Source organism: Pseudomonas sp. 30_B (assembly GCF_017491605.1).
Classification (GTDB): domain Bacteria; phylum Pseudomonadota; class Gammaproteobacteria; order Pseudomonadales; family Pseudomonadaceae; genus Pseudomonas.
In genome coordinates this window covers 1-16,157 of the sequence record NZ_JAFGYY010000034.1, presented here as the reverse complement: position 1 = coordinate 16,157, position 16,157 = coordinate 1, and the positions used below count along the sequence as shown (strand labels likewise).

The window sequence follows — 16,157 nt, the reverse complement described above, 5'->3', positions numbered from 1 at the left end:
GTTTTAAGATTTATCTGGAACAACCCATGGAAACTTTGCGAACATATTACCTGCTACGTGACTGAGATGCGTACTTTGGTCTAACCGCGACGCAAGCCCACTGATTTTTCCCATGGCATCATGTAGTATTCCGCGGCTCGGACTACAAGGCGTTTTGCCTGTGTCCTGAGCTGGTCCTGAGCAGAGTGAGGCAAGCAATGACTGAACGCGTTCAAGTCGGTGGCCTGCAGGTCGCCAAAGTCCTGTTCGACTTCGTAAACAACGAAGCCATTCCCGGCACCGGCGTCGACGCCGGCAAGTTCTGGGCAGGTGTGGAAGCCGTGATCAATGATCTGGCACCCAAGAACAAAGCCCTGCTCGCCAAGCGCGACGACCTCCAGGCGAAGATCGATGGCTGGCACCAGGCCCGCGCCGGTCAGCCGCACGATGCGGTCGCCTACAAGGCCTTCCTGCAGGAAATCGGTTACCTGCTGCCGGAAGCGGCTGACTTCCAGGCCAGCACCCAGAATGTCGACGAAGAAATCGCCCGCATGGCCGGCCCGCAGCTGGTGGTGCCGGTGATGAACGCGCGTTTCGCCCTGAACGCCTCGAACGCCCGCTGGGGCTCGCTGTACGACGCACTGTACGGCACCGACGTGATCAGCGAAGAGAACGGCGCCGAGAAGGGCAAGGGCTACAACAAGGTCCGTGGCGACAAGGTGATCGCCTTCGCCCGCGCCTTCCTCGATGAAGCCGCCGCGCTGGAATCCGGCTCCCACGTCGACGCCGCCGCCTACACGGTGAAGAACGGCGCGCTGGTCGTGACCCTGAAGAACGGCAGCGAAACCGGCCTGAAGAACGCCGCGCAGTTCATCGGCTTCCAGGGCGACGCCGCCAAGCCGAAGGCCGTGCTGCTCAAGCACAACGGCCTGCACTTCGAAATCCAGATCGACCCGACCACCCCGGTTGGCCAGACCGACGCCGCCGGCGTGAAAGACGTGCTGATGGAGTCCGCGCTGACCACCATCATGGACTGCGAAGACTCGGTCGCCGCCGTCGACGCCGACGACAAGGTCGTGGTCTACCGCAACTGGCTGGGCCTGATGAAAGGCGACCTGGCCGAGTCCGTGACCAAGGGCGGCAGCACCTTCACCCGGACCATGAACCCGGACCGCGTCTACACCAAGGCCGACGGTTCCGAGATCACCCTGCACGGCCGCTCCCTGCTGTTCGTGCGCAACGTCGGTCACCTGATGACCAACCCGGCGATCCTCGACGCCCAGGGCAATGAAGTCCCCGAAGGCATCCAGGACGGCCTGTTCACCGGCCTGATCGCGCTGCACAACCTCAAGGGCAACACCACCCGCAAGAACAGCCGCACCGGCTCGATGTACGTGGTGAAGCCGAAGATGCACGGCCCGGAAGAAGTGGCCTTCGCCGCCGAGATCTTCAGCCGCGTCGAAGACGTGCTGGGCATGCCGCGCAACACCATGAAGGTCGGCATCATGGACGAAGAGCGCCGCACCACCATCAACCTGAAGGCCTGCATCAAGGCCGCCGCCGAGCGCGTGGTGTTCATCAACACCGGCTTCCTCGACCGCACCGGTGACGAAATCCACACCTCCATGGAAGCCGGCGCCATGGTGCGCAAGGGCGCCATGAAGACCGAGAAGTGGATCGGCGCGTACGAGAACAGCAACGTCGACATCGGCCTGGCCACCGGCCTGCAGGGCAAGGCGCAGATCGGCAAGGGCATGTGGGCCATGCCCGACCTGATGGCCGCCATGCTCGAGCAGAAGATCGCTCACCCGCTGGCCGGCGCCAACACCGCCTGGGTTCCGTCGCCGACCGCCGCCACCCTGCACGCGCTGCATTACCACAAGGTCGACGTGTACGCCCGCCAGGCCGAACTGGCCAAGCGCGCACCGGCTTCGGTGGACGACATCCTGACCATTCCGCTGGCCCAGAACACCAACTGGAGCGCGGAAGAGATCAAGAACGAGCTGGACAACAACGCCCAGGGCATCCTCGGCTACGTGGTCCGCTGGATCGACCAGGGCGTCGGCTGCTCCAAGGTGCCGGATATCAATGACGTCGGCCTGATGGAAGACCGCGCCACCCTGCGTATCTCGGCCCAGCTGCTGGCCAACTGGCTGCGCCATGGCGTGGTCACCCAGGAGCAGGTGCTGGAAAGTCTCAAGCGCATGGCCGCGGTGGTGGACAAGCAGAACGCCAGCGACCCGCTGTACCGCCCGATGGCGCCGAACTTCGATGACAACGTGGCCTTCCAGGCTGCGCTGGAACTCGTCCTCGAAGGCACCAAGCAGCCCAACGGCTACACCGAGCCGGTCCTGCACCGTCGCCGTCGCGAATTCAAGGCCAAGAACGGCCTGTAAGGACTTCGCGCTGCGATGAGAAAACCGCCCTTCGGGGCGGTTTTTTTATGGGCGCAGATTGGCTGTGCCGTACTCCCCCCCATCGCGGACGAAGTCCGCTCCTACGAGATAGCCCTGTACTCGGGCCTGCCCTCACCCTAGCCCTCTCCCAGGGGGAGAGGGCTGGGGTGAGGGGGACGGCCCAGGCACGGATTATCCGGGACAAGACAGTTGCTCCTACGCGAGGCCGTGTTTCCCTGTAGGAGCGGACTCCGTCCGCGATGCCTTCCAGCCATCAAAAAATTTCACAGGTAACGCTTGTGCACAATTTTTGTGTACAAAATCCCCATCCACACACTCAGCGCATGCCACAAAACCTGACCTATAAGTCAATGATAAATCTTGGAAAATAAATTCCTTCCCATTTAGACAGCCCTGCAGGCCGCACCAAATCGGGGCTTTCGGCTGATCAAAGCGCGGGAGTAGCGAAGAACCGGGAAGCGCTCGCCGCACACTGGCATGGATTTGGCTTTTGGATACAAACCCAAAAAGCCGTGCACACAAAAACCGAGCAGCCCATGAATTCCAGCCCCTCTCATCTGTCCGGCGTTGCCCCCACCCAACCTGTCGACAGCGCGGCGCCCACCAGCGACGCTGCGCCAACCCTAAGCCCGCGCCTGTACAGCGCCGACCTCGCGCCGACCAAGGCCCAGGGCCGCAGCTGGGGGCGCTACAGCCTGTTCGCGCTGTGGACCAACGATGTGCACAACATCGCCAACTACTCCTTCGCCATCGGGCTGTTCGCCCTCGGCATGAGCGGTGCGCAGATCCTCGCCGCCTTCGCCCTCGGCGCGCTGGTGATCTACGGCCTGATGAACCTGTCCGGCTACATGGGCCAGAAGACCGGCCTGCCCTACCCGGTCATGTGCCGGATCAGCTTCGGCATCCATGGCGCACAGGTGCCGGCGCTGATCCGCGCGGTGATCGCCATCGCCTGGTTCGGCATCCAGACCTACCTCGCCTCGGTAGTCCTGCGCGTGCTGCTCACCGCCATCGCTCCGGACCTCAAGCCCTACGACCAGGACTCGATCCTCGGCCTCTCCACCCTGGGCTGGATCACCTTCCTCGGCATCTGGTGCGTGCAGCTGGTGATCTTCGCCTATGGCATGGAGATGGTGCGCCGCTACGAATCCTTCGCAGGCCCAGTGATCCTGGTCGCCTTCGCCTCCCTGGCGGGCTGGATGTACTGGCGCAGCGGCCTGTCGATCTCCTGGTCCAGCGGCAATGCGCCGACCGGTTCGGCGATGTGGTTGAAGGTCTTCGGCGCCGCCGCGCTGTGGGTCTCGCTGTACGGCACCATGATCCTCAACTTCTGCGACTTCACCCGTAACTGCCCGGACCGCCGCACCATCAGCGTCGGCAACTTCTGGGGGCTGCCGGTGAACATGCTAGGCTTTGCGCTGATCGCCGTGGTGCTCGCCGGCGCGCAGTTCAGCATCGACGGCAAGCTGGTGCAGGGCCCGACCGAGATTGTCGCCGCCATTCCCAACACTGCGGGCCTGGTGCTCGCCTGCCTGGCCTTCCTGATCGTCACCGTGGCGGTGAACATCATGGCCAACTTCGTCGCCCCGGCGTACGTGCTCACCAACCTGGCGCCGAACCTGCTGAACTTCCGTCGCGCCGGCCTGCTCAGCGCCACCATCTCGGTGCTGATCCTGCCCTGGCACCTGTACAACAGCCCGGCGGTGATCGTGTATTTCCTCGGCGGCCTGGGCGCCCTGCTCGGCCCGCTGTACGGGATCATCGTCACCGACTACTACCTGGTGCGCCGTGGCCGGGTGAACCTGCCGGAGCTGTACAGCGAGAGCCGCGAGGCGGCCTACCACTACCGGGGCGGGGTTAACCTGCGCGCCGTGGCGGCGTTCATTCCGGCCGCGCTGATCGCCATCGTGCTGGCGCTGGTGCCGGCATTCGATGCGCTGTCGCAGTTCTCCTGGTTCTTCGGCGCCGGCCTGGGCGCGCTGATCCACTATGCCCTGGCCGACCGCAAGCGCGGCTATGCGGACGTTTCCGGTGAGCCCATCGCGGTGGATGCGGCGCACCACTGATCTGCCGACAAGACAGAGGCCGCCTGCGGGCGGCCTTTTTCGTTCAGGGCGCCAGCAGGAAATCCAGCACCGCGCCCTCGAACTCGCGGGGAAACTCGATGTTCGACAGGTGCACCGCCGGCAGCGTGAACAGGCGCGCGCCGGGAATCGCTTCGGCGATCAGCTCGCTGTGGCTGGCGGCAGTAACGGTGTCGAACTGCCCGGCGATCACCAGCGTGGGCAGGCGGACATCCCGCAACGCGCTGCGCAGATCGGTTTCCTGCACGGCGGCGAAGGAACCGGCCAGCCCGTGCCGGTTGGTCGCCAGCAGGGTGGCGCGAAACGGCTCAACCTCTGGGCGCAATGGCTCCAGCCAGGACGCCGGGAACCAGTTGGCGAGGAAAGTCGCAGTGGTGCCCTGCAGGCTTTCGGCTTCCAGTACCTCGGCGATACGCGCATCCCACTGGTCCTGCGGCCCAAGCCATGCAGAGGTATTCGCCAGCACCAGCCGCTCGATACGCTTTGGCGCATTCAGCGCCAGCCACTGCCCCACGAAGCCACCGAGGGAGAGGCCGAGGAAGTGCGCGCGCTGCACACCCAGCGAATCCAGCAGCTCGATCACATCCTCGCCCAGCCGCGCCAGCGAATAAGGCCCCGGCGGTACGCTGGATGCGCCGTGGCCGCGAGCGTCGTAGCGCAGCACCCGGAAGTGCTCGGTCAGTGCAGCGATCTGCCCGTCCCACATGTGCAGGTCGGTGCCGATGGAATTGGACAGCACCAGCAGCGGCCGCTCGGCGGCGCCATCGAGGCGGTAGGCGATGCGGGCGTTGTCGCGGGTGGTCAGATAGTGCAGCGAGCTCATGGGAGCGTCTCCTCGAGTGAATGTGGAGACGAAGTTAGTTGCGGGGGGATTCCGAAGAAATTACAAAGATATTAATTACTTTGTCAGGAAAGCTGACATGCACGACTTCACCCTGCACGACCTGCAATGTTTCGCTGCGGTCGTCGAGGCCGGCGGCTTCCAGGCCGCAGCGCAGCAACTGCACCGTTCGCACCCGGCGATCTTCGCCGCCGTCGCCCGGCTGGAGCGGCAACTGGGCTTCGCATTGCTCGACCGCAGCGGTTACCGCGTCGGCCTGACCGCCGCCGGCGAATCCTTCCACCGCCGCGCCCAGGGCCTGCTCCGCGAGCTGGGCAACCTGCGTGACCACGCCGCACACCTGGCGGCCGGAGAAGAAAGCGAATTGCGCGTGGTCCTCGGCGATTTCTGCCCGCGCCCGGCGTTACTGGAAACACTCGCACGATTCTTCGCCGGGGAAGCGCAGACACGCCTGCAACTGTATTTCGAAAGCGTCAGCGGCCCATTGGAGCGGTTGCTGGATGACGAGGCCGACCTGATCCTGCACCGCGTGGACAAGGCCGACCCACGCCTGGAATGGATCGACCTGGGCGAGGTCGATTTCATCCCGGTGATCGCCCCGGCGCTTCTGCCGGACACCCAGGACATCCACCCCGAGCACCTGCGCCCGCTTACCCAATGCGTGATGCGCGACAGCGCCCGGCACTCGCCACCGGTGGACTACTTCACCCTCGATGGCGCGCCGCAATGCACGGTGCCGGACCAGGCGATGAAGAAGGAACTGGTGCTGCATGGCCTGGCCTGGGGCCACCTGCCCCGTCATCTGATCGAGCAGGAACTGGCGGACGGCCGCCTGCGCGACCTCAGCGGCGCGCACCTGCCGGGCCGCCGCGAGGAGCTGGTCGCCGCGCGCCGCCGCGACCGTACCCACGGCCCCGTGGCGCAGCGGCTCTGGCAGTTCCTGCGGGACGCCTGATCAGCTGCGGCTCATCGGCCCGCGCACCGGCTGCTCGCGCATGTGGCTGACCGCGCTGACCGGCGCACCGGCGGCCAGCAGCGCCTCGCGCTGCTGGAGGATCGGCGTGCGGGCGATGGCGCGCTCGAACTGGTGGAGTTTCTGGAACGCCGGCAATGCGAATGCCGCTTCCAGCATCGCCGCCAGCTTCGGCCAACGCTGGGCGTCCAGTTCGTAGCGGGCGAACTGCGCATTGCGCATGAAGCAGGCGACGCTGATGTCGGCGATAGACAGCTCACCAAACAGCCAGCCGCTTTCCGGCAACTGCGCTTCCAGGTAATCGAACACCGCCGGCAGATCGTGCTGGTAGGTCTTCTCCAGCAGCGCCGCGTCCGGCTCGCGGCCCCACACGCCACGTCCGATCACCAGTTGGTCGAACAACTGCCAGATCACCACCTGGCCCATGCGGGCGTCGGCGAACTCCTCGATCCAGCGCGCGCGGGCGCGGTCGGCGATATCCGCCGGGTAGAGCGCGGGCTGTGGATAACGCTCCTCCAGGTACTGGCAGATCACCGAGGAATCGTTGAGCACCAGCTCACCGTCCACCAGCACCGGCACCTGGCGCAGCGGGCTCAGGCGCTCGAATTCATCGTTGCCGTAGAAGGGCACGACGGAGTCGACGCGGTAGTCCACGCCCTTGAGTTCAAGCATGACCAGCGCCTTGCGCACGTAGGGCGAGAGGTAGGAGCCAATGATCAGCAAGGGTTCGCGCATGACGGTGATCCGGTGAAAGACAGGGGATCGATTGTAGAACGCCGTCGATTTGCTGGCGATCGGCCGACAAAAGCCGACAGGCGTGATTGCAGCGCTGGCGGCAGTCTGCGATCATTTGCGAATAGTTCTCGTTATTGAATTAATTCCCAACCTGGGAAATGGGGGAGCAACGGGTGTCAGCCATCCAGATGGGCAATGGCGAACGCGTGGGCGCGCTGTACCGCGATCATCGCGACTGGCTGACCGCCTGGCTCAACCGCAGCCTGGGCTGCGTGCAGCGAGCCGAAGACCTGAGCCAGGACACCTTCGTCCGTGTGCTCGGCCGCCGCGAGCTGCCGTCGCTGCGCGAGCCCCGCGCCTTCCTGGTGACCGTCGCCAAGGGCCTGCTGGTGGATCACTGGCGCCGCGTGGCACTGGAGCAGGCCTACCTGGAAGAACTGCAGCGCCTGCCCGAAGCCGTGCAGCCTTCGGCGGAAGAGCACTGCCTGATCCTCGCCGACCTGCGCGAGATCGACCGCCTGCTGGGCTGCCTGTCCACCCGCGCGCGCAGCGCCTTCCTGCTCAACCGCCTAGACGGCCTGGGCCATGCCGAGATCGCCGAACAGCTCGGCGTCTCCGTGCCGCGCGTGCGCCAGTACATCGCCCAGGGCCTGCGCCAGTGCTACATCGCACTGTACGGAGCGCCGACGTGAAGGGTCCGGTTTCCCTGCGCGTGCTCGACGAGGCCATCAGTTGGCAGTTACGCCTGGGCTCCGGCGAGACGCGCCCGGATGACGAGGCGGCCTTCAGCCGTTGGCATGCCGAGCACAGCGAACACGCACGGGCCTGGAGCCAGCTGGGGATGCTCGACCGCAGCCTCGCCGGCGCCGCGCCCAAGGCGGCACGCAATGCCCTGCTGCGCTCGCCGCGGGAAGCGCGGCAGAAGGTTCGCCGGCTCGCGGGCAGCGGCCTGTCGCTGCTGTTGGTCGGCGCGCTGGCCCTCGGCGTGGGCAACCGCTATCTGCCTGTGCAGTACGCCTTCTCCGACCTGCTCACCGGCACCGGCGAACAGCGCGAGCTGCGTCTGCCCGACAATACCCTGCTCAAGCTCAACAGCCGCACCGCCGTGGACGTACGCTTCGACGCCGGAGAGCGGCGCATCGTCCTGCTCTCCGGCGAGATCATGGTGGAAACCGCCCACGGCGACAGCCGGCCCTTCATCGTCGAGACCCGCGACGGCCGCCTGCGCGCCCTCGGTACGCGCTTCCTGGTGGAGCGCGACGGCAACGACGGCACTCTGCTCAGCGTGCTGCAATCGGCGGTCGCCGCCCGTCCTGAGCAGCGCACGGAAGAGAAGGTCATCGCCCAGGGCCAGCACGTGCGTGTGCGGCCCGACGGCCTCGGCCCGGTGGAGGCCAACAGCGCCACCGCCGACGCCTGGACCCACGGCATGCTGGTGGTGGACAACGTGCGCCTGGGCGATCTGGTCGACCAGCTGGCGCGCTACAGCCCCGGTTACCTGGGCGTCGATCCGGCGGTCGCGGACCTGCGCATCACCGGCAGCTTCCCCCTGAAGAACATCGACCTGGCGCTCAGCTCGCTGGAACCGAGCCTGCCGGTGAGGATCGAGCGGCATGGGCCCTGGTGGTCGCGGGTGGCGCCGCGCCGCTGAGGTGACCCGCGTTTTCATGGGAATCCCGAAGAGAGGGCACGCTCCCGCGCAACATTTCGGGTAGGAGCGGACTTCGTCCGCGATGGTATCCGGCGCGATGCGGACCTATCGCGGACGGAGTCCGCTCCTACGACACACCGGGCCCCAATGCGGGCTCAAAATTTTTTTACACCCGGCCCTATCACTTTTCCAATCTCGTTCGGCAAGGAGGCATCGAGAACGTTTTTTCAGGAGTCGTTGTCCATGCGCCGCCCGTTCGACCTTTCGCTCCGCCCCTGCCTGCTGGCCACAGCCATACTGCTGGGCTCCCCCGCCTTTGCCGCCGACGCCCAGCGCGACTACCAGCTGCCGGCCGGTCCGCTGTCCAGCACGCTCAATCGTATTGCCGCCGAAGGCGGGCTGAGCCTGAGCCTGGACCCGGCGCTCGCCCAGGGCCGCAATGCCCATGCCGTACAAGGTCGCTTCGACACCGTCGGCGCACTGCGCCAGGCGCTGCAGGGCACCGGGCTGGAGTTGGTGGAAAGCGCCTCGGGCAGCTACAGCCTGCGCCCGGAGCCGAGCGACACCCTGTCGATGTCCGCCACCACCATCAGCGCCGCCCAGGAAGACCCGGACGGCCCGGCGGTCGGCTACGTCGCCACCCGCTCGCGCATCGGCACCAAGACCGATACGCCGATCCTGGAAACCCCCAAGTCGATCTCCGTGGTCACCCGCGAGCAGATGCAGGACCGCGCGGTGCAGAACATCGACGACGCCGTGCGCTACATGCCCGGCACCGTCGCCAGCAGCTTCGGCAGCGATACCCGTTCCGACTGGCTGCGCATCCGTGGCTTCGAGCCGACCCAGTTCCTCGACGGCCTGCCGATGGCCACCGGCATCTACGCCAATCCGAAGCTGGAAACCTGGGACCTGGAGCGCGTCGCCGCGCTGCGCGGCCCGGCGTCCTCGGTCTACGGCCAGACGCCGCCCGGCGGCCTGCTGGACATGACCAGCCTGCGTCCACAAGAGGAGCAGGCCAGCACCGTCCAGCTGCAGGGCGGCAACTACAACCACAAGCAGATCAATTTCGACAGCACCGGCCCGCTGGATGACGAAGGCCGCCTGCTCTACCGCGTCAGCGGCGTGGCGCGCGACAGCAACACGCAGATCGACCACATCCCGGACAAGCGCTACAACCTCGCGCCGAGCCTGACCTGGAATGCGGACGACGACACCAAGCTGACCTTCCTCAGCCAGTTCACCCGCGACGATACCGGCATCACCACCCAGTTCCTGCCGCTCAAGGGCACCAAGTACGACGCCCCCTTCGGCGACATTTCGCACCACAAGAATCTGGGCGACCCGGACTGGGAAAACTACGACCGCACCACCTGGTGGCTGGGCTACAGCTTCGAGCATCGCCTGAATGATGTCTGGCAGTTCCGCCAGAACCTGCGCTACATGAAGAACGACCTGACCTTCGACGCCCTCACCCCCGGCGGCTACCTGGACACCGTGAGCGACGACGGCACCCTCAGTCGCGTCAGCACCTCGGTGGACGAGGACGTCACCCAGTTCGTGGTGGACAACAATTTCCAGGCCGACTTCCAGACCGGCGCGCTCGGGCACACCGTGCTGCTGGGCCTGGACCACAACCGCAGCGATACCAGCTACCTGGCGATCTACGGCTACAACGTGCCGCCGACCAACGTGAACGACCCGATCTACGGCCAGCCCATCGTCCGCCCGCCGCGCTCGGATGCGTACTACGACTATGACCAGGACATCTTCCAGACCGGCGCCTACGTGCAGGACCAGATCGCCCTGGACAACTGGCGCCTGACCCTGGGCGGTCGCCAGGACTGGGTGCACACCGGCACCAGGTTCCACAACAAGGGCGACGCCACCAACTCCGAGTCCGACAGCCAGTTCAGCGGCAACGCGGCGCTGAGCTACCTGTTCGACAACGGCGTGGCGCCGTACCTGTCGTACGCCGAGTCGTTCCAGCCGGCCAGCGGCGCCGACGTCTCCGCCACCGAGTCGTTCAAACCCACCGAAGGCAAGCAGTGGGAACTGGGGGTGAAGTACCAGCCGCCGGGCAGCGACACCCTGCTCACCGCCGCCGTGTACGACCTGCGGCAGAAGAACGTGAGCGTCACCGACAACGTCGGCGGCGTCTCCGTCACCAGCCAGACCGGTGAGGTGAAGGTCACCGGCCTGGAGCTGGAAGCCAACTCGAACCTGACCGAGAACCTCAAGCTGGTCGGCAGCTACAGCTACACCGACACCGAGGTGAAGAAGGGCCTCTACGCCGGTAACCGCCTGCAGCTGATCCCGCGCAACCAGGCGGCGCTCTGGGCCGACTACACCTGGCACGCCGGCACCCTCGACGGCTTCGGCGTCGGCTACGGCGTGCGCTACGTGGGCGATACCTACGGCGACCAGGCCAACACCTACGACGGCTACGTGGGCTCCTACACCCTGTACGACGCGGCGCTGCACTACGACCTGGGCAAGCTCTCCAGCGGCCTAGACGGCGCCTCGGTGGCGGTCAACGCGACCAACCTGTTCAACAAGGACTACCTCTCCACCTGCGACGGCTATTACTGCTACTACGGCGACCAGCGCAAGGTGGTGGCGAGCCTGACGTACAAGTGGTGATGAGAGTCCGCTCCTACAGGAAAACGCCTGAGCGCGGGTCTGCCCTCACCCTAACCCTCTCCCAAAGGGAGAGGGGACCGTTCGGTGCAGGAGGAAATCTCGCTCTCAGCCGGCACGGACAGCTCCCTCTCCCATTGGGAGAGGGCTGGGGTGAGGGGAAGCACAGGCACGGACTTGCCCGAAAGAAGACAGTTGTTCCTACGCAATCGCCATCCCGCCGGCTGCCGGGCAACGCTCAGCGCCTCAGTTCCCCCCAGACCACACTCGCATCGTCATGGATCTTCAGGCGTGGATGTTCCAGCGCCTGGCCATCAGCCGACTCCACTGCCCGCAGCTCGTCGATCAGCGCTTCCACGCCGCGCTCGGGGAGCGCCTCGAACAGCCCCGCCAGCCCGTAGCGGCGGAACTCCAGCAAGCGGTCGAAGCCGTCGGTGACCAGCATGAACGCCTTCAGCCGCACGGGATCGATCACCCGCCGCTGCACCTGTGGCAGCCAGCGCTCGGTCGGGTCGAGTACCCAGTAGCCCTGCGCCGTGTTGGCCAGCGCCCGGTTGCGCCGCACCCATTCGCGGCTGGCCTGGAACAGCTGCGCATGGCTCCAGTCCGGGTGCCTCTCGCGCAGCGCCAGCAAGCGCTCCACCGATTGCCGGTCCAGCGCCTCCAGCGGCGTATCGCCGAAGCTCTCCACACGGCCATCGTCCCAGGCCAGGTGGATGCGGCTGTCGCACAGGTTGAGCAGTTCCAGCGCGCCGTCGTCCAGTACCCGCAGCAGGCTCAGGCAGGCCGTGGGCAGGTCCAGCTCCGGCGTGGCGGCAACGCCCGCGTCACGGCGGAAGTCCGCGGCGATGCCCTGCTGCAGCGCCCGCAATAAATCCTCGGTCGGCAACCCCGGCTGCGCTTCCAGCAGGCGTTGCAGATGGCCGTTGGCACATTGCGCCAGCCAGCGCGCGTCGCTCTGCGCATCCACCAGACCCGGCCCCAGACTGGTGGCACCGTCGAGCACCCAGGCCGCCCTCTCGGTATAACCGATGGCGTCATCATTGACCGGCGAACCCTGGCGGCACGCCGCCCCCAGTAGTTGTATCGTTGTCACGCGCTTCACTCCTGCATATCGCTGAACGCCAGGCTCGGCGTACAGTCTCAGCCAATTCCGGACCCGCCAAGGAGAGCCCCATGTCCACCACCCTGCGCGCCCTGCCCTTGCTGCTCACCGGCCTGCTGCTCGCCAGCGGCGCCGAGGCCGCCAGCGTGAGGTACTTCGACCTGCCCAAGGGCTCCGGCCCGCACGATGTCGCCCCCACGGACGACGGCAAGGTCTGGTACACCGCGCAGCACGCGCATGCACTCGGCCGACTCGACCCGCAGACCGGCGCCAGCGAGCAGGTCGACCTCGGCAAGAACTCCGCGCCCCACGGCGTAGTCGCCGGACCCGATGGCGACGCCTGGATCACCGACGGCGGGCTCAATGCCATCGTCCACGTCGACCGCGAGCGCCTGGGCGTGGAGGTCATTCCGCTGCCCAGGGAGGCGGCCAAGGCCAACCTCAATACCGGTGTATTCGATGACGATGGCATCCTGTGGTTCACCGGCCAGAACGGTTTCTACGGCCGCCTCGACCCCACGACCCGCGAACTCAAGGTCTGGTCGGCGCCCAAGGGCAAGGGGCCGTACGGCATCGCCGTGACGCCCGACGGCGAGCTCTGGTACGCCTCACTGGCCGGCGACTACCTCGGCCACATCGACCCGGTCGGCGACAAGGTCACCCGCATCGATACGCCCAGCGCCGGCAGCGGCCCGCGCCGGCTGTGGTCCGACTCGGTCGGGCGGCTGTGGATCAGCCAGTGGAGCGCCGGTCAGCTGGCGCGCTTCGATCCGGACAACAACCAGTGGAAAACCTGGAAGCTGCCGGGCGATCATCCGCAACCCTACGCCCTCTATGTCGACGCCATGGACCAGGTCTGGCTGAGCGACTTCGCCAGCAACGCGATCCTGCGCTTCGATCCGCAGAGCGAACGCTTCACCACTTATCCGAGCGACCGCGAGCACGCCAACGTGCGCCAGTTGCTGGGCCGACCGGGCGAGGTCTGGGGTGCCGAATCCGGCACCGACCGCCTGGTGGTCATCCACGAATGAACGCCGAGGAGAACCCATGAGCGTCCGTCCCATCCTGTTCCACGCCGCCGCCTCGCCCTTCGTGCGCAAGGTCATGGTCCTGCTGCACGAGACCGGCCAGCTCGACCGGGTCGAACTCCAAGCCGCCGTCCACACCCCCATCGCGCCGGACGCCGGCGTGGTGCGGGACAACCCCGCCGGCAAGATTCCCGCCCTGCACCTTCCCGACGGCCAGCCCCTGCACGACAGCCGGGTGATCCTCGAATACCTCGACCAGCAGCACGCCGGCGAACCGCTGATCCCGCGCGAAGGCCCGGCGCGCTGGCGGCGCCTGACCCTGGCCTCGCTGGCCGACGCGGTGCTGGATGCCGCCGTGCTGATCCGCTACGAGACCGCCATGCGTCCGCCGGAAAAGCACTGGGACACCTGGCTCGACAACCAGCAGCTGAAGATCGTCCGCACCCTCGCCTACTTCGATGGCCCGGCCCATGCCGAGCTGGCCGAGCGCTTCGACGTCGCCGCCATCGGCGTGGCCTGCGCCCTGGGTTACCTGGACTTCCGCCAGCCGCACTGGGACTGGCGCGCCGAGTTCCCGCAGCTGGCGAAGTGGTTCGCCGAGGTCAGCCAGCGGCCGTCGCTGAAGGCCACCGAGCCGGCTTGATAGCACTCACACAATCTCACCGGAGCGAACCGGCGAACTCCACACCCGCCAGCCGGCACCGCCCAGCCCCCTCTCCCCCTGGGAGAGGGTTGGGGTGAGGGGGAAGGCCCCGCGCCAGAAGCTACGAGTTGCCTTCGCCCGACGCACCACTCCACGCTGAAATCGCTCATCACGCACCACCCGCAATCCCATCACCTGCCCGAACAACCCGGCAATCCGCCGCGCCAACCGGCCCCCTGCATCGCGCTCCTCGCGCAACCCACACCAGGCACTCATGGTTTTCTCCCCAGCCGATAGAGCGGCAGCGCCAGCAGCAACCCCATCTGGCCAACGCCCACGCACAATTCGAGGAAGGAGCGCACATGGGGATTGTGCGCGGCGTCCTCCACCCCGCTGAGCTGCTCCCACAGTCCGCCCGGCAACAGCAGCGCGAGATGCGCAAGCGGCTTGCCGGTAGCGATCAACAATGCAATCCAGTCGAAGCGGCCGATCAGCATCAGCACCGGCAGACACAGGCCGGCAAGCATCAGCCCCGCCAGCAGGCACAGGGAAAAACGCAGCAGATTCGGCATGGCCATGCTCCTCAGCGCTCGACGCGCACGTCGTTCAGGGAAAAGGACAACTCGTCGTCGCGGGCCGGTTTGCCGATGCCGTACCAGTCCAGCCGGCGAGTCAGCACCATCACCCCGCCGAGCACGCCGAACAGCAGCAGCGAACCCATCAGCAGCGCGTAATCCTCGGCGCTGAGCAGTGCGTAGAGCATCCCGTAAAGCCCGGCGAGCCCGGCGCTGAAACCGGCTCCGCGCCAGAGGCTGTGGAGTACGTGGCAGAGGTAGAAGCCGATCAGGCCGACGCAGGCGCTGGCGGAAATCAGGTAGGCCCGCTCGAAGCCCAGATGCTCTGAGAGCGACAACAACAGCAGGTAGAACAGCGCCAGCGCCATGCCCACTAGGGCGTACTGCACCGGGTGCACGGCCAGGCGCTTGAGCACCTCGAAGAGGAAGAAGCCGGCGAAGGTCAGGACGATGAACAGCAAGGCATACTTCACCGCGCGATCGGTCTTCAGGTACTGATCCACCGGGTCCACCAGCGCCACGCCGAAGCGGTGATTGCCGAACTCGTTGCACAGGGCGGGCGCGGCGCGCACGGCATCCGGGTCTTCCGCCGTCACGGCGCGGGCGGCATCGGCCTGGGCCGGCGCGGTGCAGCCCCGCAGCTGGTCTTCCAGGTTGGTGGCGAAGAAGCTGGTGCGCCAGCGCGCGCTGAAGCCCTGGTCGCTGACGCTGCGTTCGGTGGGCAGGAACTCGCCGCCGAAGCTGGGGTGCGGCCAGTCCGAGACCAGGTTGACCTGGCTGTCGCGGCCGACCGGGGTAATGTCCAGTCGGCTGCTGCCCAGCAGCGACAGGTCGAAGGCGTAGTCGAAACGCTGCTCGCGGTCGCTGGCCTTGAACGGCAGCACCGCATGCACTCCATTGCCGAGGAACTGGCTCTGGGTGCCGGGCTGGAAGTCGCGCAGCTCGTCGCCCACCTTCAGCTTCGGCGCATTCTCGATGCCACGCACGTCGCTGATGCCCACCGCCAGCAGCGGCGCATCGAAGCGATAGCTGTCCAGGTCACTGCCGATGCCGTAGTTGGCCGGCAGCACGAAGCTGCCGCTGACCTTGCTCTCGGCGTGGTACAGGCGCGCCTCATAGATGCCGCGATGGCGCAGCTCGGTGCGCATCTGTCCGTCGAGCAGGAAGGTTTCCGGCAGGAAATACAGGCGACCGCGCACCTCGCGCTCCTGCAGCACGCGCTGCTGGCTGGCCTTGTCGAGGCGCCAGGCACGCACGGTGCGGCTGTAGGGCACGATCACCAGCGGGCCGGTGAGCTGCTGGCTGTAACTGGCGCTGCGGGCGATGTCCTGCAGGACCTCGTCGCGGTAGTTCTGACGCTCGTCGACCAGGCCGTCGATCATCAGCAGGGGGATCAGCAGGAGGACGATCAGCAGGGCGATGGCGCCGAGCTTGATGCCGAGTTGGCGATTCATGGGAGGGCTCTCCGTGGAGGAATGACGGGGAGAGC

At 66.5% G+C, this 16,157-nt stretch carries 13 protein-coding genes; 8 read left to right on the top strand and 5 right to left on the bottom strand.

What is annotated here, in order from left to right; translation table 11 throughout:
* Positions 1-197 precede the first annotated feature (197 nt).
* A complete protein-coding gene (locus tag J5M67_RS25090) occupies positions 198-2,375 on the top strand; it encodes a malate synthase G (RefSeq protein ID WP_207888135.1) in 2,178 nt (725 codons plus the stop codon).
* 557 nt (positions 2,376-2,932) lie between these two features.
* Positions 2,933-4,462 carry an NCS1 family nucleobase:cation symporter-1 gene (locus J5M67_RS25085; RefSeq protein WP_207888134.1) on the top strand — a complete coding sequence of 510 codons (1,530 nt, stop codon included), beginning with the start codon at positions 2,933-2,935 and terminating at the stop codon, positions 4,460-4,462.
* Positions 4,463-4,505: 43 nt separating this feature from the next.
* Here the strand turns inward: J5M67_RS25085 and pcaD are convergent, their stop codons facing one another.
* Positions 4,506-5,303 (bottom strand): 3-oxoadipate enol-lactonase, encoded by a 798-nt coding sequence (pcaD, locus tag J5M67_RS25080; protein ID WP_207888133.1) that lies wholly within the window; start codon positions 5,301-5,303, stop codon positions 4,506-4,508.
* A 97-nt stretch (positions 5,304-5,400) separates the two neighbouring features.
* Between pcaD and J5M67_RS25075 the strand changes: the two genes are divergently transcribed.
* The gene (locus tag J5M67_RS25075) at positions 5,401-6,276 is read left to right on the top strand and encodes a LysR family transcriptional regulator (protein ID WP_207888132.1); all 876 of its coding nucleotides are present in this window, start codon (positions 5,401-5,403) and stop codon (positions 6,274-6,276) included.
* On the opposite strand, the gene J5M67_RS25070 is transcribed toward J5M67_RS25075, so the two are convergent.
* Positions 6,277-7,029, bottom strand: coding sequence for a glutathione S-transferase family protein (locus tag J5M67_RS25070; RefSeq protein WP_207888131.1), 753 nt, complete (start codon positions 7,027-7,029; stop codon positions 6,277-6,279).
* A 173-nt stretch (positions 7,030-7,202) separates the two neighbouring features.
* Here J5M67_RS25070 and J5M67_RS25065 point away from each other — a divergent pair, with 173 nt between their 5' ends.
* The 3 genes from J5M67_RS25065 (at position 7,203) to J5M67_RS25055 (ending at position 11,320) form a co-directional block, all read left to right on the top strand.
* On the top strand, positions 7,203-7,721 hold the full coding sequence (locus J5M67_RS25065) for an RNA polymerase sigma factor (protein WP_207888130.1): 519 nt from the start codon (positions 7,203-7,205) through the stop codon (positions 7,719-7,721).
* Positions 7,718-8,680 (top strand): FecR family protein, encoded by a 963-nt coding sequence (locus tag J5M67_RS25060; protein ID WP_207888129.1) that lies wholly within the window; start codon positions 7,718-7,720, stop codon positions 8,678-8,680. Before J5M67_RS25065 ends, J5M67_RS25060 begins: the two co-directional genes overlap by 4 nt.
* Before the next feature lie 243 nt (positions 8,681-8,923).
* Positions 8,924-11,320, top strand: a complete 2,397-nt coding sequence (locus J5M67_RS25055; RefSeq protein ID WP_207888128.1) for a TonB-dependent siderophore receptor — start codon at positions 8,924-8,926, stop codon at positions 11,318-11,320.
* 235 nt (positions 11,321-11,555) lie between these two features.
* Here J5M67_RS25055 and J5M67_RS25050 read toward each other — a convergent pair whose 3' ends face one another.
* Positions 11,556-12,413: a protein phosphatase 2C domain-containing protein gene (locus J5M67_RS25050; protein WP_207888127.1), complete on the bottom strand. Its 858-nt coding sequence runs from the start codon at positions 12,411-12,413 to the stop codon at positions 11,556-11,558.
* Between the two features lie 80 nt (positions 12,414-12,493).
* On the opposite strand from J5M67_RS25050, the gene J5M67_RS25045 reads away from it, so the two are divergent.
* Positions 12,494-13,453, top strand: a complete 960-nt coding sequence (locus J5M67_RS25045; RefSeq protein WP_207888126.1) for a lyase — start codon at positions 12,494-12,496, stop codon at positions 13,451-13,453.
* Positions 13,454-13,469: 16 nt separating this feature from the next.
* Positions 13,470-14,093, top strand: a complete 624-nt coding sequence (locus J5M67_RS25040) for a glutathione S-transferase (protein ID WP_207888125.1) — start codon at positions 13,470-13,472, stop codon at positions 14,091-14,093.
* A gap of 272 nt (positions 14,094-14,365) precedes the next feature.
* Here the strand turns inward: J5M67_RS25040 and J5M67_RS25035 are convergent, their stop codons facing one another.
* Both J5M67_RS25035 and creD read right to left on the bottom strand, forming a co-directional pair.
* Complete coding sequence (locus J5M67_RS25035; RefSeq protein WP_207888124.1) at positions 14,366-14,665, bottom strand: hypothetical protein; 300 nt, start codon at positions 14,663-14,665, stop codon at positions 14,366-14,368.
* A gap of 11 nt (positions 14,666-14,676) precedes the next feature.
* Positions 14,677-16,122: a cell envelope integrity protein CreD gene (gene creD, locus J5M67_RS25030; protein ID WP_207888123.1), complete on the bottom strand. Its 1,446-nt coding sequence runs from the start codon at positions 16,120-16,122 to the stop codon at positions 14,677-14,679.
* Between the last annotated feature and the right edge of the window lie 35 nt (positions 16,123-16,157).